At 62.1% G+C, this 23,438-nt stretch carries 29 protein-coding genes and 1 pseudogene; 15 read left to right on the top strand and 15 right to left on the bottom strand.

Features of this window, described 5'->3' with window-relative positions:
- The 5 genes from QN219_RS06600 to QN219_RS06580 form a co-directional block, all read left to right on the top strand.
- The coding region (locus QN219_RS06600) for a DMT family transporter (protein WP_283998782.1) at nt 1-284 on the top strand (284 nt) is incomplete at its 5' end.
- Nucleotides 285-454: 170 nt separating this feature from the next.
- Nucleotides 455-1,450: an NAD-dependent epimerase/dehydratase family protein gene (locus QN219_RS06595; RefSeq protein ID WP_283998781.1), complete on the top strand. Its 996-nt coding sequence runs from the start codon at nt 455-457 to the stop codon at nt 1,448-1,450.
- 168 nt (nt 1,451-1,618) lie between these two features.
- On the top strand, nt 1,619-2,149 hold the full coding sequence (locus QN219_RS06590; RefSeq protein WP_283998780.1) for a DUF1801 domain-containing protein: 531 nt from the start codon (nt 1,619-1,621) through the stop codon (nt 2,147-2,149).
- Nucleotides 2,150-2,401: 252 nt separating this feature from the next.
- The gene (locus tag QN219_RS06585) at nt 2,402-2,851 is read left to right on the top strand and encodes a DUF1801 domain-containing protein (RefSeq protein ID WP_283998779.1); all 450 of its coding nucleotides are present in this window, start codon (nt 2,402-2,404) and stop codon (nt 2,849-2,851) included.
- A gap of 366 nt (nt 2,852-3,217) precedes the next feature.
- On the top strand, nt 3,218-3,604 hold the full coding sequence (locus QN219_RS06580; protein WP_309486552.1) for a cytochrome P460 family protein: 387 nt from the start codon (nt 3,218-3,220) through the stop codon (nt 3,602-3,604).
- Between the two features lie 289 nt (nt 3,605-3,893).
- Here QN219_RS06580 and QN219_RS06575 read toward each other — a convergent pair whose 3' ends face one another.
- Nucleotides 3,894-4,388 (bottom strand): transcriptional regulator, SarA/Rot family, encoded by a 495-nt coding sequence (locus QN219_RS06575; protein WP_283998778.1) that lies wholly within the window; start codon nt 4,386-4,388, stop codon nt 3,894-3,896.
- 142 nt (nt 4,389-4,530) lie between these two features.
- Between QN219_RS06575 and QN219_RS06570 the strand changes: the two genes are divergently transcribed.
- Complete coding sequence (locus QN219_RS06570; RefSeq protein WP_283998777.1) at nt 4,531-4,926, top strand: Ohr family peroxiredoxin; 396 nt, start codon at nt 4,531-4,533, stop codon at nt 4,924-4,926.
- Between the two features lie 233 nt (nt 4,927-5,159).
- On the opposite strand, the gene QN219_RS06565 is transcribed toward QN219_RS06570, so the two are convergent.
- The 6 genes and pseudogenes from QN219_RS06565 to QN219_RS33940 form a co-directional block, all read right to left on the bottom strand.
- Nucleotides 5,160-5,486, bottom strand: a complete 327-nt coding sequence (locus tag QN219_RS06565) for a hypothetical protein (protein WP_283998776.1) — start codon at nt 5,484-5,486, stop codon at nt 5,160-5,162.
- Between the two features lie 62 nt (nt 5,487-5,548).
- The gene (locus QN219_RS06560) at nt 5,549-6,427 is read right to left on the bottom strand and encodes an alpha/beta hydrolase (protein ID WP_283998775.1); all 879 of its coding nucleotides are present in this window, start codon (nt 6,425-6,427) and stop codon (nt 5,549-5,551) included.
- Between the two features lie 241 nt (nt 6,428-6,668).
- Nucleotides 6,669-7,925 carry an NAD(P)/FAD-dependent oxidoreductase gene (locus QN219_RS06555; RefSeq protein WP_309486559.1) on the bottom strand — a complete coding sequence of 419 codons (1,257 nt, stop codon included), beginning with the start codon at nt 7,923-7,925 and terminating at the stop codon, nt 6,669-6,671.
- Nucleotides 7,926-8,112: 187 nt separating this feature from the next.
- Nucleotides 8,113-8,292 carry a hypothetical protein gene (locus tag QN219_RS06550; protein ID WP_283998774.1) on the bottom strand — a complete coding sequence of 60 codons (180 nt, stop codon included), beginning with the start codon at nt 8,290-8,292 and terminating at the stop codon, nt 8,113-8,115.
- A gap of 572 nt (nt 8,293-8,864) precedes the next feature.
- Complete coding sequence (locus tag QN219_RS06545; RefSeq protein WP_283998773.1) at nt 8,865-9,641, bottom strand: M10 family metallopeptidase C-terminal domain-containing protein; 777 nt, start codon at nt 9,639-9,641, stop codon at nt 8,865-8,867.
- Nucleotides 9,642-9,674: 33 nt separating this feature from the next.
- Nucleotides 9,675-9,785 (bottom strand): annotated as a pseudogene (locus QN219_RS33940) (hypothetical protein); the annotation flags it as partial.
- Between the two features lie 181 nt (nt 9,786-9,966).
- Between QN219_RS33940 and QN219_RS06535 the strand changes: the two are divergent.
- Complete coding sequence (locus QN219_RS06535) at nt 9,967-10,227, top strand: hypothetical protein (RefSeq protein ID WP_283998772.1); 261 nt, start codon at nt 9,967-9,969, stop codon at nt 10,225-10,227.
- A gap of 338 nt (nt 10,228-10,565) precedes the next feature.
- Here the strand turns inward: QN219_RS06535 and QN219_RS06530 are convergent, their stop codons facing one another.
- Both QN219_RS06530 and QN219_RS06525 read right to left on the bottom strand, forming a co-directional pair.
- Nucleotides 10,566-10,760 carry a hypothetical protein gene (locus tag QN219_RS06530; protein WP_283998771.1) on the bottom strand — a complete coding sequence of 65 codons (195 nt, stop codon included), beginning with the start codon at nt 10,758-10,760 and terminating at the stop codon, nt 10,566-10,568.
- A 1,055-nt stretch (nt 10,761-11,815) separates the two neighbouring features.
- Entirely contained in the window at nt 11,816-12,235 is a 420-nt protein-coding gene (locus QN219_RS06525; protein WP_283998770.1) for a hypothetical protein, read from the bottom strand.
- 175 nt (nt 12,236-12,410) lie between these two features.
- Here QN219_RS06525 and QN219_RS06520 point away from each other — a divergent pair, with 175 nt between their 5' ends.
- Nucleotides 12,411-12,818: a hypothetical protein gene (locus tag QN219_RS06520; protein WP_283998769.1), complete on the top strand. Its 408-nt coding sequence runs from the start codon at nt 12,411-12,413 to the stop codon at nt 12,816-12,818.
- Nucleotides 12,819-12,921: 103 nt separating this feature from the next.
- Here the strand turns inward: QN219_RS06520 and QN219_RS06515 are convergent, their stop codons facing one another.
- Nucleotides 12,922-13,326, bottom strand: a complete 405-nt coding sequence (locus tag QN219_RS06515; RefSeq protein WP_283998768.1) for a hypothetical protein — start codon at nt 13,324-13,326, stop codon at nt 12,922-12,924.
- A 318-nt stretch (nt 13,327-13,644) separates the two neighbouring features.
- Here QN219_RS06515 and QN219_RS06510 point away from each other — a divergent pair, with 318 nt between their 5' ends.
- A complete protein-coding gene (locus QN219_RS06510) occupies nt 13,645-13,800 on the top strand; it encodes a DUF3309 family protein (RefSeq protein WP_283998767.1) in 156 nt (51 codons plus the stop codon).
- A gap of 36 nt (nt 13,801-13,836) precedes the next feature.
- Here QN219_RS06510 and QN219_RS06505 read toward each other — a convergent pair whose 3' ends face one another.
- Together QN219_RS06505 and QN219_RS06500 are read right to left on the bottom strand one after the other, a co-directional pair.
- Nucleotides 13,837-14,178, bottom strand: a complete 342-nt coding sequence (locus QN219_RS06505; protein ID WP_283998766.1) for a GFA family protein — start codon at nt 14,176-14,178, stop codon at nt 13,837-13,839.
- A 274-nt stretch (nt 14,179-14,452) separates the two neighbouring features.
- On the bottom strand, nt 14,453-14,599 hold the full coding sequence (locus tag QN219_RS06500) for a hypothetical protein (RefSeq protein WP_283998765.1): 147 nt from the start codon (nt 14,597-14,599) through the stop codon (nt 14,453-14,455).
- Nucleotides 14,600-15,238: 639 nt separating this feature from the next.
- On the opposite strand from QN219_RS06500, the gene QN219_RS06495 reads away from it, so the two are divergent.
- Nucleotides 15,239-16,597 (top strand): terminase large subunit domain-containing protein, encoded by a 1,359-nt coding sequence (locus tag QN219_RS06495; protein ID WP_283998927.1) that lies wholly within the window; start codon nt 15,239-15,241, stop codon nt 16,595-16,597.
- Between the two features lie 414 nt (nt 16,598-17,011).
- On the opposite strand, the gene QN219_RS06490 is transcribed toward QN219_RS06495, so the two are convergent.
- The 3 genes from QN219_RS06490 to QN219_RS06480 form a co-directional block, all read right to left on the bottom strand.
- Nucleotides 17,012-17,191, bottom strand: a complete 180-nt coding sequence (locus tag QN219_RS06490; protein ID WP_283998764.1) for a hypothetical protein — start codon at nt 17,189-17,191, stop codon at nt 17,012-17,014.
- Nucleotides 17,192-17,446: 255 nt separating this feature from the next.
- A complete protein-coding gene (locus QN219_RS06485; protein ID WP_283998763.1) occupies nt 17,447-17,596 on the bottom strand; it encodes a hypothetical protein in 150 nt (49 codons plus the stop codon).
- Between the two features lie 210 nt (nt 17,597-17,806).
- Nucleotides 17,807-18,040, bottom strand: coding sequence for a hypothetical protein (locus QN219_RS06480; protein ID WP_283998762.1), 234 nt, complete (start codon nt 18,038-18,040; stop codon nt 17,807-17,809).
- Nucleotides 18,041-18,381: 341 nt separating this feature from the next.
- Between QN219_RS06480 and QN219_RS06475 the strand changes: the two genes are divergently transcribed.
- The 5 genes from QN219_RS06475 (at nt 18,382) to QN219_RS06455 (ending at nt 23,394) form a co-directional block, all read left to right on the top strand.
- Nucleotides 18,382-20,436: a phage portal protein gene (locus QN219_RS06475; protein ID WP_283998761.1), complete on the top strand. Its 2,055-nt coding sequence runs from the start codon at nt 18,382-18,384 to the stop codon at nt 20,434-20,436.
- Nucleotides 20,433-21,017, top strand: a complete 585-nt coding sequence (locus tag QN219_RS06470) for a hypothetical protein (protein WP_283998760.1) — start codon at nt 20,433-20,435, stop codon at nt 21,015-21,017. The genes QN219_RS06475 and QN219_RS06470 overlap by 4 nt, the downstream gene beginning before the upstream one ends.
- Before the next feature lie 75 nt (nt 21,018-21,092).
- Nucleotides 21,093-21,434 carry a hypothetical protein gene (locus QN219_RS06465; protein WP_283998759.1) on the top strand — a complete coding sequence of 114 codons (342 nt, stop codon included), beginning with the start codon at nt 21,093-21,095 and terminating at the stop codon, nt 21,432-21,434.
- Between the two features lie 491 nt (nt 21,435-21,925).
- Nucleotides 21,926-23,080, top strand: coding sequence for an amidohydrolase (locus QN219_RS06460; protein ID WP_283998758.1), 1,155 nt, complete (start codon nt 21,926-21,928; stop codon nt 23,078-23,080).
- A 41-nt stretch (nt 23,081-23,121) separates the two neighbouring features.
- Nucleotides 23,122-23,394: a hypothetical protein gene (locus QN219_RS06455; protein WP_283998757.1), complete on the top strand. Its 273-nt coding sequence runs from the start codon at nt 23,122-23,124 to the stop codon at nt 23,392-23,394.
- Nucleotides 23,395-23,438: the final 44 nt, after the last annotated feature.

Here is a 23,438-nt window from a genome sequence, read left to right as displayed (position 1 = left end):
AGGGAGGCGTTCTCCCGGTGCTAGACACGGGCTTTATCGGCGGCATTCTCTGGCTCGTCTTCGTGGCGACGTTCGGGGCGTGGAGCCTCTACTACATCGCGCTTCGCAAATCCTCTCCGGCGCGCGTTACGGCGATCCTCTATCTGAGCCCGCCGGTGACGATGATCTGGGCCTGGGTGATGTTCGGCGAACCATTGTCCTTTGCGATGGCAGCGGGGCTGGTCGTTTCACTGCTCGGCATCATCATCGTCGCGAGATCGCGGAAGCCGGACGATGCGGTTTAGCCGCACGGCTCTTGCAGTACGGCGCTTGGCGCGGCGTGGCAACAAAGAGGTTGGCGCGGCGTGTTCGGCGGCTCTGTGCGTCCGATCGGACGTGCGGACTCCGGTATCTTGAACTGCTGCATACATCCGAACGCATTGACAGCCACGACCTGGGCGGAACACTCTGGGACATGGCTTCTGCTTTCATCATCGGCGGTACCGGTCAGATAGGCATCGCGGTCGCCAGACGGCTGGCGGAGGAGGGCTGGGCGGTGCGGCTCGGTTCGCGCACGCCGCCTCCAGTTGACGGCCCATGGCAGCACGTTCCCTTCGACCGCAGCGACCCTGACGCGCTGAAGACCGCGATCGGCGAGGGTGCGGATCTGCTGATGGACTGCATAGCGTTCGACGAAGCGGATGCGGACGGACTCCTCTCTGCGCAGGCGTCCGTCGGTCATATCATTGCGGTGTCCAGCGCGAGCGTCTATCGCGACGAGCAAGGCCGCACCCTGGATGAAGCCGGTGAGCGCGGCTTCCCGCGTCTTCCTGTTCCAATCCGCGAGGATCAGCCGACGGTTGACCCGGGCCCCGGCACCTATTCCACCAGGAAGGCAGCAATGGAGAGGCGGCTCCTCGATCGCGCGCAATGCCGCGCCACCATCCTTCGTCCTGCGGCGATCCACGGGCCCTACAGCAAGCACGCGCGGGAGTGGTGGTTTGTGCGCCGGCTGCTCGATGGCCGGCAGCGCATTCCGTTGGCCTATGGAGGGCGAAGCCGGTTTCAAACGACCTCGGTTGCCGCAATCGCCGAGGCGGTGGTGTGGACGGTTGCAGAAGACAGGCCGTCGATCCTCAACGTCGCCGACGCCAACGCGCCGACGGCTGCTGAAATCGGCGGCGCCATCATGGCCGCGATGGAGCGCAGTGCCGAGATCGTCGGGCTTTCCGACGAGCCCTATCCGCCATCCGCCGGAATGAGCCCGTGGTCGGTCGCAGGTCCGTTCGTCTGCTCGAGCCTCGCGCCGAACGCCGGTACCTATGCGCAGACCGTGCGCGATGCGGTCATCTGGCTTATCGAGGCGACACGCGGGCGAGATTGGCGAAGCATCCTCCCGCAGCTCGCTGCCTATCCCTGGGACCTGTTCGACTATGAAGGCGAGGACCGCGTTCTGAGTGCGGCGCGATGACCGGCGCGGGCGTTTCAGGCGGCTTCCGCTCGGCCAATTGAGTCTACACTTTTAAGATCAGGTATTCCTGATCATCGATTTAAGGATAAAACATGCAGCAATTCAAAGTGCTACAGCATCCTTTGCGCGCTTCACAAGACGCGCGGCGCTTCAGGTGGAGTGAACGCAATGGCTGATAAGTCATCCGTCAAATCAACCAAGGCCGCAAAGAAGGCCGCCGCCACGCCGGCGGCTGCGAAGGCGGCCAAGACCACGGGAGCCAAGACCACGGCAGCCAAGGACGCCGCGATGGGCGCGAAGCCGACGCTTCTCTCAGGCGGCAATCCTCAGATTGCCAAGGCCGATGGCGATGCGCCCGTGCAGGCCTATATCGCGGCGATGCCGGGCTGGAAAAGCGGCGTCGGGCGCCGCCTCGACGCGCTCATCGTGCGAACGGTCCCCGGCGTGCTGAAGGCGGTCAAATGGAACTCGCCGTTTTACGGCGTCGAGGGCCAGGGATGGTTCCTGAGCTTTCATTGCTTCACGAAGTACATCAAGGTGACCTTCTTCCGCGGTGCGTCGCTCAGTCCCGTTCCGCCCGTCGAGTCCAAGGACAAGAACGTGCGCTACTTCCACATCCACGAGGATGAAGAGATCGACGAGGAGCTGGTGGCGCGCTGGATCCGGCAGGCATCGGAGCTGCCCGGATGGGTGCCGTAGCGCAAGCGGCCCAGGCTTGCCGCGTGGATGACCGGAAACGAGATGCTCTGGTGCCAGATTCCGGCGAGGGCCGCATGCTCTGCCCCGAAACCGGCTCCGATCCAAGGATAGATGCAGTATCGATGCCGGGCCGTTCACCGTTTCCTTGAAACAGTGAAATGGTCTAACTCTTTGCAACTGCGCAATTCCGGACGGAAAACCGCTACACACTTTTTCTGGAATTGCTCTGAAGCGACGGGGAGCGACAACAAGATGAAGAAAGCGACACCCATGGAGAATGGAAAGAGCGGCCTGACTGAAGGAGACGCTTCTCCCTCCGAGTTGATAGACGCGAGAATCGAGGAGCTGAGTGATTGGCGGGGCGAGACGCTCGCGCGGATCAGGATGCTGATCAGAGAGGCCGATCCCGAAGTGGTCGAGGAGTGGAAGTGGAGAGGGGTTCCGGTTTGGTCGCATGCCGGAATAATCTGCACCGGCGAGACCTACAAGGCCGTGGTGAAGATGACGTTCGCCAAGGGCGCCTCGCTGGAGGACCCGTCGGGCCTCTTCAACTCCAGCCTCGAAGGCAACACCAGGCGAGCCATCGATTTCCATGAGGGCGAGCAGATCGACGAAGAGGCCTTGAAGGCGCTCATTCGCGCCGCCGTGGCGCTGAACACGTCGGTGCAGGCTGCGCGCTCCAAGAGACCGAAAAGCGCCTGAGGAGCGATAACCCGACCCTTCGAGGTGCCTCCCTCACGTTTCCTCCTGGTCCGCCTTGCGATCAGCCAGTGAGCATGATGACGGTGTGTTCGACCGCTGATTCTCCGCAGCAAACAAAGGCGTTACACGCATTCGTTTCAGTTTGACGCCTCCAGTGGCCGGGAGCATTCTTCTCGGGACGGAGCGCGTCGCCGGGGCGACGACACGATCTGCCGCTTCAGTTCTGACATCCCGCAGGAGGAGATTACCGAACGCTTTCGAATCCGAAGCTCGCGGATCGATCATGCCGCTTGCTCTGCGCTAAGTTCGGTTTGGGGTACCCGAGGCAAAGTCCGGTTGCGACCGCAAACGACGCGTTCGACCCCCGTGGCAGTGGGGGTGACACTCCTGTTTGTGGCGTTTTCGCGTGCGAGGCTGCCGAAACAGCATCCGGAGGCTCCCTTTGCCGTGAAGGCGCCGGACACGCTTTCGAGCATCGGCTGCATGGTGAAGGACAGCGTGAGATTCCCGGACACCGGCGGATGGGGATACGCCCAGTTTGACTATGACCCCGCGTCCGACACGCTCAAGCCCAATACATCCGTGCAGGCTAACGATGCCAAGTGCGGGTACGCCTGCCACGAGCTGCGAAGGCGAAGGACTACGTTTTCACCGAGTATGGAAAGAGGTGAGCGGGCCGAGGACGACGCGAGACGGCTACTGCATGTTTCGCTAACCAGCCGATTTAAAGTGCCTACAGCGCTGCACGTCTGACCGGCCGCGCGGCGCTGCCGCGCGCCCTGCCGCCGGCATTCCTGTGCTTGTCACGGGAAGGACCGAAAATTGGTACAAACTTTTTCCCGGAACTAATTCGTTTTAGCTAATAGACATTGCAATTTTGATTATGCAAATTGATTCGGCTACAACTTTGTAGCGCCAGACCATTACCCAATCCTTTTCAGTAGCAATTTAGAGCAGAGCCCCTGATAGAAGACTGGGGGCTCTGCTTGCTCGCGCGCGGGTGAGAACTGCCGAAGAGCTTATTGTCCGTCGAAAGGAGCAGTCACGGCTTTTCCGGGTCGCCCTGCGTGGCGCGCAGGAGATTGTCGCGCAGCCTCGCGACGTTCCTCTGCACGTCCTCAAGCTCGTCTCCGAGCCCGGTGGCGTCGATCAGCGATGCGGCGGCATCGGTTTCAAGAAGCTGGCGGCCGGCTGGTGTCAGGGTCACGCGCACCTGCCGTTCGTCGTCGGGATCGCGGCGGCGCCGGATGTAGCCGATCGACTCGAGCTTCTTCAGGATCGGCGTCAGCGTGTTGGATTCCAGGAACAGCTTTTCGCCAAGCTCCCGGACGGTCTGGTCATCTTCCTCGGAGAGCGCCTGCAGGGCGATGTACTGGGTGTAGGTCAGGCCGAGCCCATCCAGGATCGGCTTGTACGCGCGACCAAAGGCGAGGTTCGCCGAATAGATCGCGAAGCACAGGAAATTCGAAAGCTTCGGGCCTTTGCCGCCGCCCTGGGGGGATTGCGGCGGGGCGCTCGTCTTCTTGAAAGTGGGCATGTTCACGGTCCTTGTTGTTCGCCCCATATATATATCGGATCCGATTAAATTGGAAGCGCTTGACATCGGATTCCGTTTCGCTTATTTAGCTCGCATCCGAATGAATCGGATCCGATCAAAACTGAACAGAAAGGATTTCGCCATGACCGAGAAGCTTCTTTTCACAGGTAAGACCCACAACACCGGCGGCCGTAACGGCGGCACCCGCAGCAGCGACGGCAAGCTCGACCTCAGGCTGTCGCAACCGCATCCGGCTGCAGAAAACCTCTTTGGCGCCGCCTGGTCGGCCTGTTACATCGGGGCGCTGGAGGTCGCTGCCTCCCAGAGAAACATCAAGCTTCCAGCGGGTGCCGCGGTCGATGCCGAGATCGATCTCAACGTCGACGACGGCTCCTATTTCCTGCGGGCGCGCCTCAATGTCAGCGTGCCGGGCATCGAGCGCGAGCTTGCGCATGAGCTGATCGAGGCGGCGCACGGGATCTGCCCTTACTCCAAGGCGACCCGCGGCAACATCGACGTCGCCACCAGCCTGGTCTGACGGGGCAGGGCCGCCGGAGTTCAACGCGTTCCAGCGCCGTGCGCCTGAAAGGACGCACGGTGCTGCAACCGGCGCTGTCCGGCACGCGATGCGTGACACAACGCTGTTCGACCCTGACGCCTCCCGCCCCGGGGAAGAGACGTGGGAGCTGGTGGCCGGCCTCAGCGACGACGAGCGGCACCTGCTTTTCCCTCGGGTGGGGGCATTCTACTCTCCTTGGATGGGCGGACGGGTCAGCGAAGACTCTGTTCGTCGACGAGAATTTTATGGATCTCGATGCGCTCGGGCAGCGCAATGAGGAATTCGGGGTCGCGGTCGAGGTGGTGGACCTCGGTCGGCGCGCCCTTGGTGAACGAGGTCATGGCCTCCATGTCGGCCCAATAGGAGATCGTGGTGAACCAGATCTCCTCGTCGCGATCCTCGCGGAAGAGCTGAACGCCAAGCGCGGTCTTCTCGAGCGGCGGGATGCCCTCGGCGCGGATGTAACGCTCATATTCGTCGGCGACGTCCGGGCGGGTCCGGCCGCGCCAGATGCGGGCGATGGTCGGCTTGGTCGGCATGGCATTCTCCTTCGTGCAGGCAGGGGCCATACCGCCCGGCGCCGGCCGGGACGGCGCGGCAGTCAGGCGTGGTGACGGGTGAGAAAGTCGCGAACGAGCGGCAGCGCCGCGTCGAAATGGGTTTCCAGGAGCCAGTGGCCGGCCCCCTGAATCAGGTGCAGTTCGGCATCCGGCAGGTCGCGGAGATAGGCCCGGGCGGATTCGGCGGGCATGTAGCCGTCCTCCGGCCCCCAGACGATCAGCGTCGGCGGACGATGATCGCGAAGATACGCCTGATAGCGCGGGAACCAGCCAAGGTTCGCCTCCAGCTTCTCCATCAACCCGACCGCCACCTGCCGGCGCACGGCGCTGTCCATCAGGGGCCAGTGCAGCTTCCACAGGTCGGGCGGGACTCGTGCGGCTACCTCGTCGGACGCCTCGCCGACGAACTCGGCGCGGAAGCCTTCCTCGCTCACCGCCTCCTCGAGCGGGCGGTGCTTCTCATCGCTCTTGTCCGCCCACCAGGCCTTGATGGTCTTGTACTTCGGGCCAAGCACATCCTCGTAGATGTCGCCGTTCTGGATAATGAGTGCGGCGATGCGCTCGGGATGGGTGATCGCGTGACGCAGGCCGATCTGCGAGCCGTAATCGTGGAGCCACAGCGCATAGCGATCGAGGCCAAGATGGTTGGCAACCGCCGTCAGCACGCTTTCGTAGGCGTCGAAGTCGTAGCCGAACGAGCCCGGGTCGGGCGTATCGCTGTAACCGAAGCCGGGCCAATCGTATGCGACGGTCCGCCAACGATCGGCGAGCGCCGGCATGAGGCGGCGGAACTGGTAGGACGAGCAGGGATAGCCGTGCGGCAGGAGCAGCACCGGCGCGTCGGCCGGGCCGGCCTCGCGTAGGAACAGGCGGTGTTGGCCGATTGTCTCATGGCGGTGTTCGACGAAGCAGTTCTGCATCAGGCTTCTCCGCTGGGTGCACCGGCCAAACGCATCTAGCCGGTCCCGGTTCCGAGCGGTTCGCTGGGCATACGGAGGAAATCGTTATCAGGTTCCAGGAGCCGAGCGTCGCGAAGCCACCCACCCCGCCGTTGCAAGGGTGCCATGTCGCACTGAAGCTTTGCCGCCATTTATCCGGAATTCAGTAGCAAATGCCACCAGTCGCGAGCACTCTGTTACGACCGCTTCGCGCCAAAAGCGATCACGAATGCCCTACGATGTGTTCGACAAGGCGAGGTGCTTCCTCGACGATCGACAATATTATGCCTGACTTGCGCGTGGAGGCGAAATCCAACCCGGCGAAGTAGAGGCCCGGCAGGGCGGCCACGCCATCGTCGTGAACAGGCTGCCCCACACTGTCGAGCGCACCGGAAAGTCTTATCCAACTGAAATCTCCCTTGAAGCCTGTGCACCACACCACGGTCGTTATGCCGGACCCCGAGAGATCAAGAGAACCGGTCGTCAGGTTCGGCTGACGCATCGCGACCGTCTCCGCCGGGTCGGGCGTCGAAACGGGTGCATCGATTCCAGCACGGCTGATATATTCGTCGATATGGCGTTTGATGTTGTCCGAGGCTTCATCTGCAAAGCGAACATTCGCTTCGAGATCGTCGGCGAACGAGAGGCGGACGCCATTCTCGACGCCAGTCAGTCGCCCAAGAAGCACGACACCTTGGGCGCTGAGCGATTGAAGGCTTATCGTGTGCATCGGCCCAACCACACCACGAGGCGGGATGCGTCCCGCAAGTCGAATGACCTCCTCTCGTCGCACGTCGAGAAACCCACATTCGAGGAGCCAGACCATGATGTCGCGGCCACGGTAGCGCCGTGGGAACCGTCCGACACGGCTGGTGGCAAGGAAGACTGTCCGGCCCGCTTCTGCCAACTCCTCCGCAATCTGGGCACCCGATTGGCCACTTCCGACCACCAGCACCGCGCCATCGGGGAGATCCGCAGCGCTGCGGTAACCGGAAGCGTCAATCTGGTTGAGGACGGTTGGTAACGCAGCGGCCCAAACTGGGCGCACCGGACAATTCAGGCTGCCGCTTGCGACTATCACGTTCCTCGCCAAAAGCGTTCCGCGTGAGGTGGTTAGCCGATACGCACCATTCTCGCGCGTGAGTTCGTTCACCGCAGTATCCGGTTCGATCGGAAGCGCGTTACGCCTGGCGAAATCCTCAAGGAGAGCGACGAACTGGTCGCGCGTCAGGGCACCAAACGGATCCGGACCGTCATAGCGGTCGCCCGGCATGACGGTCTGCACGTTGGGGGTATTCATCCGAAAAGAATCCCATCGCTGCGTCCGCCAAATCTCTCCTACGCGTCCTCGCTCCAATACGCTATGACGCAGGCCTCGTCGCGCCAGCCAATAGCTGACACCCAGGCCGGCCCAGCCGGCCCCGATCACGACCGCATCAAGAACATTAACGTTACCAGTGATTTGCTGTGGTGATCTCATAATCGACATCCCAGCAATCGCGCCATCCCCGTGCAGGATTAAGCCTCGTTCACGGCAATTAGTCCAGCGTGGCGGATCTTCGTCCAACTGGCAGAGTGGACTACAGTTCGGCAGCCCCAGTTACCGCATGAAATTGCGCTACGGGATGCGGGCGGAAAAACCGCTACGCGCTCATCCCGCTTGGGGATCAGCCGCGCCTCTCGAGGAGTTTCTTCGCCGCATGGGCGGCGGCCTGCGCCTGGAGCGGGGAGGCAAATTGACCCTCGGCCGGATAGGTCACGCCGCGATAGGTGAGCACGAAGGCCCAGCGGCCGTTTGCTCGCTTCTCGACCTTGATCGTGGCGTCGGGCGTGTTGTCGGAGTTCAAAGCAGTTTCCTCGAAAATTCTCGTCGCGTCGGGCAGGGCCCATTCGCGCGTAACTTGCCCATTCGCGGGCGAAAGGCAAGACGGGAAGGGCGGCATGGCGCCTTCATCAATGCTCCAGCAGTACCCACGCGCCGGGGGCGGTTTTTCTTCGCCCGATTTTCCATTTCTTAAGAAGAACCCATCAAGTTACTGCATGATTTCTGAGGTCGCGGACGATTTAAGGAATCGCACAGTGATTCAAAGCTTTAGAGCCACCTCTGCGCCTCGGGAGAGACGCGCGGGGCTGTAAGGCGACTTGAGTGTTCGGAGCACATGATGGGCTACGATTGGACCGGCGAAAAAACCCGCCGCATGAAAATGTTGCGCGCCTGCGCCTATGCGGTGCTCTGCGGCGCCGTTGCCGCCTTTATCGTTACGGCGGTTGTCCGATGACCGGGGATCGACCGATGCGGTGCGGGGCGCCTTTCGGATGCAGCAGGCAATGAAAAACCCCGCCGGAGCGGGGTTCTGTCTGGCTCGATGACGCAACTCCGGACGGAAAACCTACCACTTTCGGGAGTTACCGCCTCAGCTCACAGGATGAAGTAATCCTTCGTCAGCGTGACGGCGTCGTCGAGATGGATCTTGAGGTCGGCAACCTTGTCGCCGTTCACGTCGGCATAGATGTAGGTGTCGGATGAGAGTTTCTCGTAACGTAGCTCTCCCGCGACACCCTTGAAGGCCGCTGTGCCGACGAAGCTGAACGTCTGATTGCCCGTCAATTTGCTGCTGGCGTCGATGGCCGAAAGATCGATCCTGTCCTGCTCGCTCGTGAGAAAGTCGTAGATCGAATCATAGGACGTTCCGGCGGATTCGGTCGTGGCCTTGAAGACGAACCGGTCGGCGCCGGTGCCGCCGTAAAGCAGGTCGCGACCGGCGCCGCCGTAAAGCAGGTCGTTGCCGGCATAGCCCGCCAGCAGGTCGTTGCCGGCGCCGCCGGTCAGGCCGTTGGCGATGGCATTGCCGTAGAGCTTGTCCGCATAGCTCGTGCCGATGAGGCTTTCCACCTCGGAATAGATGTCGCCCCTGGCGTCATTGGTGTTTGCCGCAGCGCTCGTAAGATTGGCGACCACGCCGGCCGTGGCGCCTGCATAGGAGACGGTGTCGGTGCCGCCGCGGCCATAGAGCCTGTCCGCACCGGCGCCGCCGACCAGCGTGTCGTTGCCGAGCCCGCCGTCAAGCGTGTTGGCGCCGGCATTGCCGGTGAGCACGTCGTTGTAGCTCGACCCGGTGAGGTTCTCGATCGAGGAGTAGGCGTCGCCCCTGGCATCGTTGGTGTTTGCCGCAGCAGCGGCGAGATTCGCGACCACGCCGAGCGAGGCGCCGGCGTAGGAGGCAGTGTCCGTGCCGGTGCCGCCGATCAGCGTGTCGTTGCCGTCGTCGCCGACGAGCGTGTCATACCCGGAAGCGCGGTGCCCGGAGGCGCTGTGAGACGCCGGCTTACAGGCAGTCAGATCTCCGCCGTAGCGAGTGCATTCAGCTACTTTCTGGAACTTTTTCCTAGTACCGCCAGTTAACCCACTCTACGTCGTCATCGGACGCGTAAGGGATGCTGTAACGCTTTGAATTGCTGCATGCTTTTATCCTTAACCAGGGAAACATGCAGTAGCTCGTCGAAAGAATGCGAGCGTTGGCATGGATTTGCAAAAGGCAGGGATGGCCAGGCTGCTCTTGGCAGCCCCTGAATTGCGCGACAGCCCTTGGATGATGCAGGACCTCGTGTTCCTGCATCTATGCGAGGTATTTGAGCATGCGTGCCTGCGGCGCGATGCCCTGCGATGCTCTCCCGAGAAAGACGATGAGACCTTGCTCCGGTTCGAGGAGGAGTGCAGGGCGCTACAGGCTGCGGCAGTCGCTTACATCCGCGAGCAGCGGAAATTTTCCGGCATTGTCTGAACGGCGACGTCGATCAGGGGAGCAGCGTCGCGATCATTAACGCGGCGACGAGAGCGAATGCGGCAACCACTGCGATCCACTCGATCATCCGGGCACGCCCGACAGGAATCATTGCCAGTCCTCCGTACTTTTGGGCGCATGCGCTGTTGCAGGCTGCAAGGAAACGTTCGGCGAGCAAAAATGTTCATGTCACCGCTGTTCGACGCCGGCAACGCGGCGATGAAATCTTCCACGCTCCGCTGCGACAGACGCCGCCACAACACGATCGGCCGGAAGCGCCAGCGTGCTTTCCGGCCGATTGCGATGCGGATTCAATTCAAGGACTGGCTGCGCGGCGGCTATTCCACCGAGCGCGCGGGGCCGAAGCGTTCCATGACGAACGAGGCCTGGACGGCAGGGCCCTGGACGCGGTCTGTCTTTTCGAGTTTTACCGTCGACATCTCGGCTGGCGGCGTGCGCTGCCAGGAAGTGGCGAGAAACAGGCCGGCGCCGGCAACAAATCCTAAAGCAACATAGATCCAGTGATTACGCATGACTGAAACTCCTTCTGTCGGAAGGCAAATGCGTGGAGGGCTTGTCTGGTTCCCCCGGTATCGGTCCGGGAGCCATGGGGTTATCAAAGTCTAAAAATATGTGCCGCACCGTCATTTCTTGGCATTACAAGTATAAATATCTATCGGCCTGCCGGTTTTTCTAGCCTCGCTCACGCGTTTTTTACCGGCAGGTCAGGCAATGGGTTCCATGGGCACGCGCATCGGCTCGCTATCGGCCTCAAAGGCGCGATCGCTCTTTCCGTCGCTCTGCTTGCGGAGATTTCCACCAGTATAATCATGCCCAAGCCCCTTGAGCATCGACCCGTTTTCGATTGAAGCAGAGCGCTTTGTCTTATGCAAGAAAATTATAATATACGTTCGTACAACAACGGCTTGAGCCGGATTTGCGTGCTCGCGGCGTGAGGCAATTCCAGCGCGGCCAAGGCCAGGGGCGGTGCCGGCTGCGGGGTCCGGGCGGGCAGGGCATGAGCGGCGCCGGGCAAAATTGCTGTCGCTAAATGGGCGATCGCACGCTTTGTCCTTTGCCGGCCCTTGCAAGGGCGAAGTGAATCGGATTATTCCGTAAATCAAGGATAGGAATTTTGTCCTGATGCAACGGCTGCTTCGGCAGCCGTTTTCTATTCCGGCGGCTGATTGTCGGATGAGCTTGTCGAACCATCGTCAAACAACGGATTACGGCAGCCGCCGCGCGTCTCACGATGCGGCGCGGCGCCGTATGCGGCCGGTGATGCGCCTTACTGCAACAGCGACCTTGAGGCGTCCGAGAGGATGCGCGGCGCTGCGGCCTTGGCAGCATCACCGGCCGCCCCCGCAGCCGCCCGGCCGATCGCAAGGCGCAAGACGCTTGAACGACGTTGACGCAGAGGCGCAACGCGACGGCCGGGCGGGTGCGATGAGCGGAAGAGAGTCTGCGAGGCACCGTATAAAAGCGAAGCTCAACTGAAGGTGAAGAGGGATGGCCTTGGGATAATCTAAACCGCATGCGTCCCCATCTCTTTGCGAGAGGCATTTTCCAAATGGGTCGAATGATCCGGCTACCGCAAATCCTCCAGTGCGATGAAGAGCGTGCCGAATTCCACGCGGCCTTTGTCCGCAAGCGTGTCGGGGAGCCGAAAATAGAGCTTCTCGGCGTGCGGCGATCCTCCGCCGACGAAAACCTCTTCCGACCTGTCGGCGAAAACGCAGCAGGCGGCGGGGTCGTCAGCCGCGGCGCGCACACTCAAGCGGTAGCTTTCGCCCGACAGGAAGAAGCGGATGCGGATATCGTGCTCGCCGACTTTGAGTGTGCAGGGGTCGCCACTGCCGCACCAGCCTGTCGCGTGTACGAAACTCGTGTCGTATTTCTGAATCCACGCCTTGACGAGGTAGCGCGGATCGCCGGTCTGCCCCTCTGCCAAGGCCGGGGAGCCGCATAGGGCGGCGGCTAGAGTGGCCGTGGCAAGACCCTTCAGCATGTTGCTGCTCCGTGACATTGCTGCGCGCCGCGCCCGGTATCCAGGGTGTTGCGGATGGTCGCGATTCAATCTGAGTCGCGATTCTGGCGCAATTGTGGGTAGCGAAGCGGAATTGTTGCACGTTCGACCGCGGGAACTCCCTGGGATAGAGACGGATGCAAAAGAGGCGGTGCAGATGATCGACGACGATTTCTCGAGCATGCCTTCGGGCGAAGCAATCAACGACGTTGTCGACGAGCCTAACGTCGGTCCGGCGGGTGTCGCGAAAGGCTCGCGGACCCGGCTCGGCGGGGCCTTCCTCGAGGCGGTGCAGGCGGATTTCGAAACGCATGGCGTAGACGTGATCGCGCGGCTGCGCGAGGAGAAGCCGGAATCCTATCTGAAGCTCCTGGCCTCGATCCTGCCCAAGGATCTTTCGGCGAATGCCAATGCGCTGGACGAACTGACGGATGAAGAGCTTGTGCAGCGCATCCGGATGCTCGATGCGACGATCCGGCCGCTGATCGAAGCGCCGGCGAAGGGCAGGGCGGCGGGAAAACCCGCACGGACGCGGCGCCCCGGATCGGAGTCGGCCCGGGGTTGAATCCTGCGGCAACTCAAAGTGCTGCAGAGAGGTTTAATGTCCGGCGGACGTGTGTCGCTGCAGATGGGCAAGGATGAGGTGGAGCCACCTCATCCCGATTGCATCAGCGCACCGGTGAGGCGCCGACGGGAATCTTGGCCTCGCTGCTCGAGAAGATGATGACCGCAAACATCAGGACGCCGGCGAAGGCGATGAGCGAGGAGATGGCGACGATCGGCTCCATCGCGGCGTTTCCGGAAAGCATCAGGTAAAGCGACGGGATCAGCACGGCGACGCCGAAGGTGTAGACTACGTACTGGATCATCGCCAGGCGCTTCTCGGCCTTGCGCGGATTAAGTGCGTGATAGACGCCGAAGAGCGCCATGGTGACCCAACCGAGCAGGTTGGCGTGGGCGTGGGCGCCGGTTGGCGCGTGATTACCCGAAATCGACATGTGAAGGCCGATCGAGATGCCGGCAATCAGGAAAATGATGGCGGTTTTGAAAAAAAGATTTGCAATACGTGGCATTGGTTCTCCCCCCTCTTTTTGCCGAAGGAACTTTAGCACGTTCTCAAGGGACTGAGAACGAACCGATAAAAGGCTCTTTGGCGCGCCGGCGCTGTTACCGATGTTACATCCGAAATAATGTCGCGCGGCGAGGCGGGCGAGCGGGAGTTACTCGACTGCCGGGTGTACGGTTCGCCGGAACTTATTGCTGCGGTAGGCATTCGTTAGGAATGACAACCATCCGCTGCGGCGGCGCGTCCGCGCCAATAATCGCCGCGGCACGTTGCATTGCTGCAGGAATTCGTCCGCGGGTCGAATCATGCAGCGGAGGACCGCGACATGCTTGGAACCGTACTTCTTGTTATTCTGATCCTGCTTTTGATCGGCGCCATCCCCGCATGGCCGTATTCGACCGGCTGGGGCTATGGCCCCTCCGGTATTCTCGGCGTTCTGGTGATCGTGCTGATCGTCCTCCTGTTGATGGGCAGGATCTGAGCGGGGGAGAACAGGCCAAGGCGCAAGGCGTGCCGGCTACCAGCTTGCGCCGTCGATCAGCCGGTGGGGGATTTCCTCCCAGACCGAACGGTCGAACATCCGCATGTTGACGCCCATGCGGGAGCCGTCGCGCCCGCGCGGCGACCAATGGGTCGTGCAGCCGCAGCGGCCGCAATGGTGCATGGTCAGGCTCGCGTCGCCCTGGACATAGCCAACGAGCGTTTTGTGCTCGTCGCTGACCGTGACGTCATTCACAGGATAATAGCCCCAAAGCGCGCCGAGTCGGCTGCAGAGCGAACAGTTGCAATCGCCGAGCGTCTCGGGGCGGCTGGGAACGGTAAGGCGCACCGACCTGCAATGGCAATGACCTTCGATCATGGGAATGCCTCCTTCCGTGACCCGGCTCGCCCAAGCATTGGCCAGTGCCAGCGGAAGCGCAAGGGGCTTCGAAGATTTGGCGAAGCGAGACCGGACATGGAACCGAGGCCGGAGCCCGGACGTTTTCAGGGCAAGTACGAAGGCCCAGCGCGGCTACAGCGCCGCGTGCCCTGGCAGGCGCGCAAAGGTCGCTGAAAACATGTGAATTGCTGCATGCAGCAGGCCGCGCCAGCGCCCCGTCCAGCCGGGCCTTCCCGGACGGGGTCTGTTCACATCATCGCGGGATCGACGAGGTGATTTCGCCGGAGACGGCGGGGAGAGCGCCTGTGCGGTATTGGGACAGCGCGAAATGGAGAACGCCGGCGACGACCAGCGAGAAGGTGAGAGCGGCTACCGAAGCGCCAAGACCTGTTTTGACCATGCCATACCCCCTCAAGAGCCTCGTTATCGGCCCGTTGTCTTTCAGATCGTGACATGGAGTTATTCTTGTGGCGCCGATCGCGCTGTTCCCGAGTAGTGCGAAACATGGTTAACGGGTGGTTTAACATCAATTCGGCCGGCGCATGAAATGCGCGGCGCGCGAGCGCAGCGCCGTCCTTTGCGCGTCCGACGCGCGGCGTCCTAGGACCCGTGGCTTACTTTGTGGTGACGCCGTGGTCGGGAGCGCCTGCGCTCGACCAGCAGGAGCAGGGTTCGCCGGCCGGACCGGTGCCGTAGTAGCACTGCGTCTGGCGGGTCGTGCATTGCCGCGGGGAACTATCCACGACGGCGGCGGCCACCTTGGAGCGGCGCGTGGGCGCGGGGGCGTCGGCGATCTCGGTGCACGAGGACGCCAGCGCCGAGAGGCAGAGCGTAATCAATAAGGTACGGCTGATTCTCATTCCGATGGAATTTCCACGCCTGATCGCTAAAGGCAAGAGCCAATAATGGAACAATGCGCGAACCGGTGGGGAAAAACGTGCCAGACCGATCCTGCGACCTCCTGACCGCAACGCCCGAAGCCTTCTCGCGCCCCGAGCCCTCCGATCTGCACGCGCTGCTGAAGGAGCAGGCGGTGCTGATGGCGGAGCTCGACCGGCGGCGGCGCACCAATATTCTCGCTGGCTACCGGCCCTACGCCAGGCAGCGCGATTTCCATGCGGCGGGTGCGGTCATTCGCGAACGCCTGTTCATGGCCGGAAACCAGCTCGGCAAGACGCTGGCCGGCGCGGCGGAAGCGGCGATGCACCTGACGGGGCGCTACCCGGACTGGTGGGTGGGCCGGCGGTTCGACAAGCCGATCGTGATGCTGGCGGGCTCGGAATCCTACGAGCTGACGCGCGACGGCGTGCAGCGCTTGCTCGTCGGCCCGCCGCTCAACGAGGAGGACTGGGGCACCGGCTTCATCCCGAAGGCGGCGATCCAGGCGACCACGCGGCGTTCCGGCGCCTCCGGCGCGCTCGACAGCGTGACGGTGCGCCATGTCACGGGAAGCACCTCGACGCTGCTCTTCAAGGCTTATGAGCAGGGGCGCGGCAAATGGCAGGCGAACACGGTCGACTATGTCTGGTTCGACGAGGAGCCGCCGGAGGATGTCTATTTCGAGGGGATCACGCGCACCAATGCGACGCGCGGGTCGGTCGCCGTCACCTTCACGCCGCTCAAGGGCTTGAGCAGCGTGGTGGCGCGGTATCTCATGGAAAAGTCGCCGGATCGCGAGGTCATCACCATGACGATCGAGGATGCCGAGCACTATACGGCGGAGGAGCGGCAGCGCATCATCGACAGCTATCCGGCGCATGAGCGCGAGGCGCGCACGAAAGGCGTGCCGGCGCTCGGTTCGGGGCGCGTCTTTCCGGTGGCGGAGGAGGCGATCCGCATCGATCCCTTCGAGATCCCGAAGCACTGGGTGCAGATCGGCGGCCTCGACTTCGGCTGGGACCACCCCTTCGCGGCCACGGCCTGCGCCTGGGACCGGGACGCCGACGTCTTCTATGTGACCAGAACCTATCGCGAGCGCGAGGCGACGCCGATCATCCATGCGGCGGCGCTGAAACCCTGGGGGCCGTGGCTGCCCTTTGCCTGGCCGCATGACGGCTTGCAGCATGACAAGGGCAGCGGCGAACAGCTTGCGGCGCAATATCGCGGGCAGGGGCTGGCGCTGCTTCCCGACCGGGCGACCTTCGACGACGGCACCAACGGCGTGGAGGCGGGGCTTTCCGACATGCTGCAGCGGATGCAGACCGGGCGGTGGAAGGTGTTTTCCACCGCGACCGACTGGTTCGAGGAATTCCGCCTTTATCACCGCAAGGACGGCCGGATTGTCAAGGAACGCGACGACCTCATCTCCGCCTCGCGCTACGCGCTGATGATGAAGCGGTTCGCGAGGGTGAAGGCCGATGCGGCTGCGTGGAAGTTCACGGATCGGAAGGTGGTTTGACGGGCGTGGTGTCGAGGGAGCGGCTGACGAGGACTTAGCCAGCAGGTAGTAGAAATCCACGCTTCGTTCGCGAAGCGTTCCTCTGGCGTTCATAATTATTTGAGCCGAGGTTTGTGTAAGCGGCGGGCAACGGATTAACTCATTGAAACACGCAATTCCGGACGGAAAGCCGTTACATACTTTCCTGGAATTGCTTCTAGTTGCTCGGAATAACTGTCGGCGTGGTGCTGGGCGGCGGTGGCGCTTCAGGTTTGAACGCGAGGATACTCACCACGAGAGCGACGAGGATGAGTATGAGCGCCAGAAACGCGATGCCTGCTTTGTCCATTTCCCATCATGGGGAGCCGAATGTGAGCAAATCTAGGCATTACCGGCTCGCGCGACGCAAAAGCCTTTTTTTCCGGATCCAGCCTGTCATTGCGCCTGGGTCTGGGCAGCCGGCAAGTAAACCTTGGCGGCGGCGTGCTCCTCGCTGGTCAATGATCCTGCGAGTAAAAGATAGCCTGATATGGCCAGCGCAGAGAGTAGCAGAATGCTCACGGGCAGGCCCGTCGAAGCGTGATATTCCGGTCCTCGGTAGTCTTTTCCAGCCATGATAACGAACTCCACTCTTGCACATACGAGAACGTGCCATCTGCGCGGCTGGTTCCGGCACGATGGTTGGTTGTGGATAACAAAGGTCGAGGCTTTGTAACGTACTGGCATTATATCATGCCGGTCAGCCTACGGCCGGAGATTACGGGTGACATGCAGTCATCTGCCGCCGCAAGTTCACTATCTGTTCGTAGCTATTCTTGGCAACGCTACGAAACCAGGAAACATGCCGTGGGGTGGTCGCCTCTACCGACATCACTGCGTCAAGCGATCGGACTGGTTGATTTGATCTGCCGTCGGCGGCGTTTTGTAGCCGGTAAAGATGGTAGGCTCCGGTCGGAAAGCCCAAACCACCATGATGCTTATCGTGACGAGGATCACAGAGAAAACGAGACGATAGGACATGGCGCTTACCTCCTGGAATGGAGCGCTCTGAATGCAGGTTTCAGCATTCGTCGCCGTTGTCAGGTCAGGCATCTCTGGCAAGGAAACGCGCGAGCGGCTTCTTAAGTCCTCGCGGGCCGTGCGGCCAGGAATGGTCGCCGCATGGCAACACGAGTGGGGAGCGTAGCATGTTCCTTGCTTGCCGTCCCTGACCGTGGTTGCGCGGCAGCGTCAAATTATCAATTGGACGATATGGGAGAAGGGCGTCATCGCCCACTTGCCGCTATCGTCCTTCGCCGTCTTGTAGATGATGAAGTCCCGGCCGACGGTGAACGTTCCGTGCATGGTGATCTCATTGCCGGTCGAGAGAATTGCTCGAAGTTCGTTCGTGTGGCGTTGCTCGATTTGGGCACTGATCAGATCGGCGAGGACCTGATCCAGAGTATCCGGTTTCGTATCGGTCATTGGAAACCCCAGAGCGTGTTGCGACAGGCAGGCTGTGATGGCGCCATAAATCGAGGCGGTAGGCAAGGGCTACGCGGTCTCTCGCGCGGAGTAAAGCAGCCGGTAGCTTGCGGGGGCATGGACCATGTCATTGTTTCGTTGAAGCAGCGGATCCTGACTCCGCAGTAATCCGCCATGCTTCAGTTCTTAGGCATGGCCAGGGCCGTGGGCATGGGTTTAGCCGGCGATCCGATCAAAAAACGCGACGACCTCCTCCACGCCTCGCGCGCCGAGACGAAGCGCCTCACGCGGGCGCACCATCACAATACAAATTGAAATCCCACCGCCCGAAAGGTTCTCCGATGGCTGCAATGACCGATGAACGCCTGGCCGCACTGGTCGGCCAACTGGTGAAGGACTGCGAAGACTATCGCGACACGCTTGCGGTCGATCGCATCAAGGCGATGGAATATTACGACGGCACGATGAGGGATGTGCCGGCGGATGCCAACCGCTCGAAAGTGGTTTCGCGTGATTGCCGCGCGGCGATCAAGAAGGTGCTGCCGTCGCTGATCCGCACCATTCTCGGCAACGACAAGGTGGTGGAATACGCGCCCGTCAACGAGGGCGACGAGGCGGCGGCGAGCCAGGCGACCGACTACATCAACTACATTGTCTTTCCCGAAAGCGACGGCTACGACGCCGTGCAGGACGCGGCGCACGACGCCTTGAAGCTCCGCAACGGCGTCATCCGCTGGTGGTACGAGAACAAGGTGTCGGTCGCGGTCTCCACCCATACGGGGCTCGACGAGGCGGCCTTGGTGCAGCTCGTCGGCGACGACGCGGTGGAGGTGCTGGAGCAGTCGCAGACGATCGAGAAGATCCAGACACTTGAGGGTGTGATCGAGCAGCCGAGCTACAGCCTGAAGATCCGCCGCAAGCTGGAGCGCGGCTCGCCGCGGCTGGCGGCGGTGCCGCTGGAAGAATTCCTGATCCATCCGGATGCGGTATCGATCGAGGAGAGCCCGATCACCGGCATTGCCACGCGCATGCGCCGCTCGGATCTCATCGCGATGGGGCATGACCGCGAGGTTATCGAGAACCTGCCGGCCTCGACCGGCGACGGCGGCCGCGACGACGAGGAATTCGCCCGGAGGCGGGATTCCTTCGCGGCGCATGATGCGGTGCCGAAGGCGCTGGAGGAGGTGGATTATTACGAGCTCTACGTGAAGCTGGACGCGGACGACGACGGCATTGCGGAACTGCGACGGCTCGTCTTTGCCGGCGGCACCGGCGCGGAGAACCTGCTTTCGAACGACGAATGGGACGAGGTGCCGTTTGCAGATTTGATCGTCGAGCGGCGCCCGCACCAGCGTGAGGGCGGCTCGGTCACCGACGACATGGCGGAAATCCAGCGGGTGAAGACCGTGCTGATGCGCCAGACGCTCGACAATCTCTACTGGCAGAACAACCAGCAGCCGATCGTCCAGGAAGGGGCGATTGCCAATCCGGAAGCCGTGCTCAACCCGAAATTCGGTCAGCCGATCCGCGTCAGCCAGGGCATCGATGCCCGTGCGGCGCTCGGCTACACCATGGTGCCCTTCGTCGCGAAAGAGTCCTTCGCGATGCTCTCCTATCTCGACCAGGAGGCGACGGACCGCACCGGCATTTCCGATGCGTCGAGCGGGCTTGCGCCGGACGCGCTTCAGAACATGACGGCGCGGGCAACGGCGCTGATAGAGCAGGCAGGGATCGGCCAGACGGAGCTGATGGTACGCACCTTTGCGCAAGGTTTGCGGCGCGTGTTCAAGGGGCTCTTACGGCTCGTCATCAAGCATCAGGACCGGCCGCGAACCGTGCGGCTGCGTGGGCAGTGGGTGAGCTTCGACCCGCGCCACTGGAACGCTGAGATGGACGCGACGGTCAATACCGGGCTCGGCGCCGGCACGCGCGAGCGCGACATGATGATGATCCAGATGATCCAGCAGCTTCAGGAGAAGCTCTTGATGACGCTGGGCCCGGACAATCCTTACGTCTCACCGGACAACCTCTACAACGGCATCGCCAAATCGGTGGAGGCGGCGGGACTGAAATCGCCGGATCTCTACTTCACCAAGCCTTCACCGGAGGAGATCCAGCGGCGGATGCAGGCGAGCGCCGGCCAGCCGAACCCGGAGATGCAGAAGCTACAAATGCGAGCACAGGCCGATGCCGAGAGGGCGCGGCTTTCGGCGGAAAACGAGCGGCGGAAGCTGGAGATCGAGCGCGAACTGAAGCTTGCCGAGATCCAGCAGAAGGGGGTCCTGAAACGCTACCAGATCGACGCCGAACTGAACCTGAAACGACAGCAGAATGCTGCGGAGATAGTTGGCGGCGAGCCGCTGGCGGCGGCGCACATTGGAGGGATGCCGGGATGATGAAGAAGACCAAGGGACTGGCTTACCATCCGGGCGGGGCGATATCATCCTGGTCGCCGGGGCGGGCGGCGGCAACGCCGCTTGAGCTCAGGGATTTTCGTGAAGAGCAGGTGCCTTCCGCGGTATGGACGACCTATCATCCAACGTGGCGCGACACCGCGACAGACTGGGCCCTTGGCTTCTTTGGCGAAAAGCCATCACTCGCCACCCGAACACGTGTCGAGCGGCTCATGGGCAATGCCACTCCTGCTACCAGCGACTTCGTCTCTCCTGTCGATTTCACGCCGGCGGGCGCGGTCTTCAGCGCCGAGGAGGCTTACCGGAACTACAAACTCGGCAACTATAGCGGCGCAGCATGGGATGCTGTGGGAGCCGTTCCCGGCGGTGCGGTTTCAGCGCTCGGCAAGGGCGCCAAAACACTTAAAAGAGCCGTTCAGCGAACGGGCGACATCTCGGCAGGGCGGCGCGGCCTCTCCGACTTTCCGTTTGATGGTTCGGCACAGGTTTTTGCCTTAGAATCAACAGGATACGCGCAGAAACAGTCAGGCCGGTTGCTTGCAAGCCGAACGGCAAATCTTTAGGATCCGCAGGATAAGCCGCTTCGGCCGTTTGAGGCGGATTATCCGAATGGAGCCTCTGCGGATGAAACAGGTAGATTGTTGTTCGATATCGAGGGACGGCCACTTAGAGCGCGATTTATCGCAGGGCGAAACATGGTGGGACATGGCGAAAAAGCCCTCTCGACAACGGAACTTAACGCCATCACAGCGGCAACAACTGGCAGCAGTGCTACGGCAGTTGCGCCGAGAATACTACGAGGCGATGCAGGAACGAGCTTCAACAGATACACCGGCGAGCCAACCGAAATATTGATTGCAAATGATCTTTCGGAGGCGCAAGCGGGCAAGATTCCCGGTCATGAAGTTGGTCATGTCATTGACCAGCTTGCAGGTGAAATTCCGGCCGAGGGTCTGCTTCGTCCGCCTGTCGCGGCGTGATTATTATCCACTTTGAGTAGGCGGCTGTCGTACCGACCGCAACCTCCGCTTTGGAGCTGCGCGGCTTCGGCCAGGAGCGGGCAGTTTCTCGCCGAACGTAGCGAGGCCGCGCCCGCGCAAACGCGACAACGGCACGCAGGTGGTCGCGACGTACGTGGTTTCCAACACGAACGCGACGGGTCTGCCTTTACTCAGTGACAATACCCATGGCGGCCTTTGCATCATTCTCGATAACGGTGATCCAGAAGGACGGTTTCTCTATGACCCGGCCGCGAGCTCTATGAACCGGAAGATGGGAAGCGGGCGGGTGCTCACTGGTCTGGGGGTGTCGCCAGAGGACTACTTGCGGTATCAAACACGCGATCGCAATGTTTACGCTGTGTAACTTCGGCGAGGAGGCGAGGGCGGAGTGGCTGTAGCCCATGCAGCTGTGGCGGCATTTCGGCGGAGGCCTTCGTCATTGGCGGTGGGTGCATTCGAGGAGTTGAAGCATGTTTCTGAGCGACGGCGAGATGGATAAGATCACGGCGTTCCGGCGCTTGCTGCATCGCCGGCCCGAGCTTTCGGGCCAGGAAGCGGAGACGGCGAGGGTCGTCGAACTGGCGCTGAAGGAAACCGGCGCAGACGAGATCGTCATCGGGCTTGGCGGGCATGGCGTGGCGGCGATCTACCGCGGGTCCGGCGAGGGGCCGACGGTGATGATCCGCGCCGAACTCGACGGGCTGCCGATCGAGGAGGTTTCCGACCTGCCGCACCGCTCGGAGGTTATCGGCAAGGGGCACCTCTGCGGGCATGACGGGCATATGGCGATCCTGATGGCGTTGGCGAAGGGGCTCGACCGCTTGCGGCCGGCGCGCGGACGGGCGATCCTCTTGTTCCAGCCGGCCGAGGAAAACGGGGCAGGAGCGGCGGCGGTGCTCGCCGACCCGAAGTTTTCTGCGCTGAGACCCGACTTCGTGTTCTCGCTGCACAATTTTCCCGGCCTGCCGCTTGGCCATGTGGCGCTCAACGAGGGGCCGGTCAACTGCGCCTCGCGCGGCATGAAGATCGCGCTTTCCGGCAGGACGGCGCACGCCTCGTCGCCCGAAGACGGGATCGCACCGACCTTTGCGCTCGCAAGACTCCTCAGTGGCTTGACCGGGCTTGGTGCTGGCGGGGCGCTCGGCGAGAATTTCACGCTGGTGACCGTGACACATGCCAAGCTTGGCGAGGAGGCCTTCGGCATCAGCCCCGGCTACGCCGAGATCTGGGCGACGCTGCGCACGCTGACGGACGAGAGGATGGCGGCGCTGGTGTCGGCCGCTGAGGTTCTCGTCCGCAAGGAGGCCGAGGCGGCGAAGCTCAAGGCGGCGATCGGTTACGAGGACGTATTCCACCAGTGCAGCAATGCGGCGCCGGCGGTCGGCGAACTCAGGCGGGCGCTCGACGAGGAAGGCGTCAGCCATGATCGGGGCGCGGGCGCGCTGCCGATGAAGGCATCGGAGGATTTCGGCCTCTTCGGCCGCGTGGCGCCCTCGGCGATGTTTTTCCTCGGCGCCGGCGAAAACCATCCGCGGCTGCACAATCCGGATTATGATTTTCCCGACGCTCTGATCGGCATCGGCGCCCGCGTCTTCATGCGGGCGATCCGCAATCTGTTGGGTTGACTGCGGGCGGCAAGATCGTCGGCGCCGCGAAAGGGGATGCAATGAGACATGCCGTCCGTAAGTTCGCCCTTTCATTTGCGTTTGCCGTTGCCAGTGCCGCGGCCGCGCTTTCGGCCGAGATCGGGACGACGACAGGAACGACGCAAACGCAGGACGACAGCCTGAAGGATTTCATGGCGGCCAATCCGGATTGCCTGGAGTTCAACGACCAATGTTCTTTCTGTGCGGTGGTGAACGGCGCGGCCGAATGCTCGACGCCGCAGATCGCCTGCGTGAAGCAAAAGGTCCAGTGCAGCAAGCGGGCGGGCAAATAGGCGGATGATGGTGCCGGCGTCGGCTGCCGTCTTGACCGCCGTCC

Origin of the sequence: Sinorhizobium sp. 8-89 (genome assembly GCF_030124325.1) — a bacterium.
Taxonomy (GTDB): domain Bacteria; phylum Pseudomonadota; class Alphaproteobacteria; order Rhizobiales; family Rhizobiaceae; genus Sinorhizobium.
Note: the sequence above shows the minus strand (reverse complement) of the source record. Positions and strands in the feature narration are given on the sequence as shown.

Coding starts and splice junctions, on each gene's coding strand:
- QN219_RS06480 (WP_283998762.1), bottom strand. CDS start 18,040: ATGACCGATACGAAACCGGATACTCTGGATCAGGTCCTCGCCGATCTG.
- QN219_RS06520 (WP_283998769.1), top strand. CDS start 12,411: ATGATCGACGACGATTTCTCGAGCATGCCTTCGGGCGAAGCAATCAAC.
- QN219_RS06505 (WP_283998766.1), bottom strand. CDS start 14,178: ATGATCGAAGGTCATTGCCATTGCAGGTCGGTGCGCCTTACCGTTCCC.
- QN219_RS06590 (WP_283998780.1), top strand. CDS start 1,619: ATGGCTGATAAGTCATCCGTCAAATCAACCAAGGCCGCAAAGAAGGCC.
- QN219_RS06455 (WP_283998757.1), top strand. CDS start 23,122: ATGAGACATGCCGTCCGTAAGTTCGCCCTTTCATTTGCGTTTGCCGTT.
- QN219_RS06460 (WP_283998758.1), top strand. CDS start 21,926: ATGTTTCTGAGCGACGGCGAGATGGATAAGATCACGGCGTTCCGGCGC.
- QN219_RS06500 (WP_283998765.1), bottom strand. CDS start 14,599: ATGGTCAAAACAGGTCTTGGCGCTTCGGTAGCCGCTCTCACCTTCTCG.
- QN219_RS06490 (WP_283998764.1), bottom strand. CDS start 17,191: ATGGCTGGAAAAGACTACCGAGGACCGGAATATCACGCTTCGACGGGC.
- QN219_RS06555 (WP_309486559.1), bottom strand. CDS start 7,925: ATGAGATCACCACAGCAAATCACTGGTAACGTTAATGTTCTTGATGCG.
- QN219_RS06575 (WP_283998778.1), bottom strand. CDS start 4,388: ATGCCCACTTTCAAGAAGACGAGCGCCCCGCCGCAATCCCCCCAGGGC.
- QN219_RS06595 (WP_283998781.1), top strand. CDS start 455: ATGGCTTCTGCTTTCATCATCGGCGGTACCGGTCAGATAGGCATCGCG.
- QN219_RS06470 (WP_283998760.1), top strand. CDS start 20,433: ATGATGAAGAAGACCAAGGGACTGGCTTACCATCCGGGCGGGGCGATA.
- QN219_RS06510 (WP_283998767.1), top strand. CDS start 13,645: ATGCTTGGAACCGTACTTCTTGTTATTCTGATCCTGCTTTTGATCGGC.
- QN219_RS06535 (WP_283998772.1), top strand. CDS start 9,967: ATGGATTTGCAAAAGGCAGGGATGGCCAGGCTGCTCTTGGCAGCCCCT.
- QN219_RS06565 (WP_283998776.1), bottom strand. CDS start 5,486: ATGCCGACCAAGCCGACCATCGCCCGCATCTGGCGCGGCCGGACCCGC.
- QN219_RS06570 (WP_283998777.1), top strand. CDS start 4,531: ATGACCGAGAAGCTTCTTTTCACAGGTAAGACCCACAACACCGGCGGC.
- QN219_RS06495 (WP_283998927.1), top strand. CDS start 15,239: ATGGCGGAGCTCGACCGGCGGCGGCGCACCAATATTCTCGCTGGCTAC.
- QN219_RS06515 (WP_283998768.1), bottom strand. CDS start 13,326: ATGCCACGTATTGCAAATCTTTTTTTCAAAACCGCCATCATTTTCCTG.
- QN219_RS06585 (WP_283998779.1), top strand. CDS start 2,402: ATGAAGAAAGCGACACCCATGGAGAATGGAAAGAGCGGCCTGACTGAA.
- QN219_RS06530 (WP_283998771.1), bottom strand. CDS start 10,760: ATGCGTAATCACTGGATCTATGTTGCTTTAGGATTTGTTGCCGGCGCC.
- QN219_RS06560 (WP_283998775.1), bottom strand. CDS start 6,427: ATGCAGAACTGCTTCGTCGAACACCGCCATGAGACAATCGGCCAACAC.
- QN219_RS06485 (WP_283998763.1), bottom strand. CDS start 17,596: ATGTCCTATCGTCTCGTTTTCTCTGTGATCCTCGTCACGATAAGCATC.
- QN219_RS06525 (WP_283998770.1), bottom strand. CDS start 12,235: ATGCTGAAGGGTCTTGCCACGGCCACTCTAGCCGCCGCCCTATGCGGC.
- QN219_RS06475 (WP_283998761.1), top strand. CDS start 18,382: ATGGCTGCAATGACCGATGAACGCCTGGCCGCACTGGTCGGCCAACTG.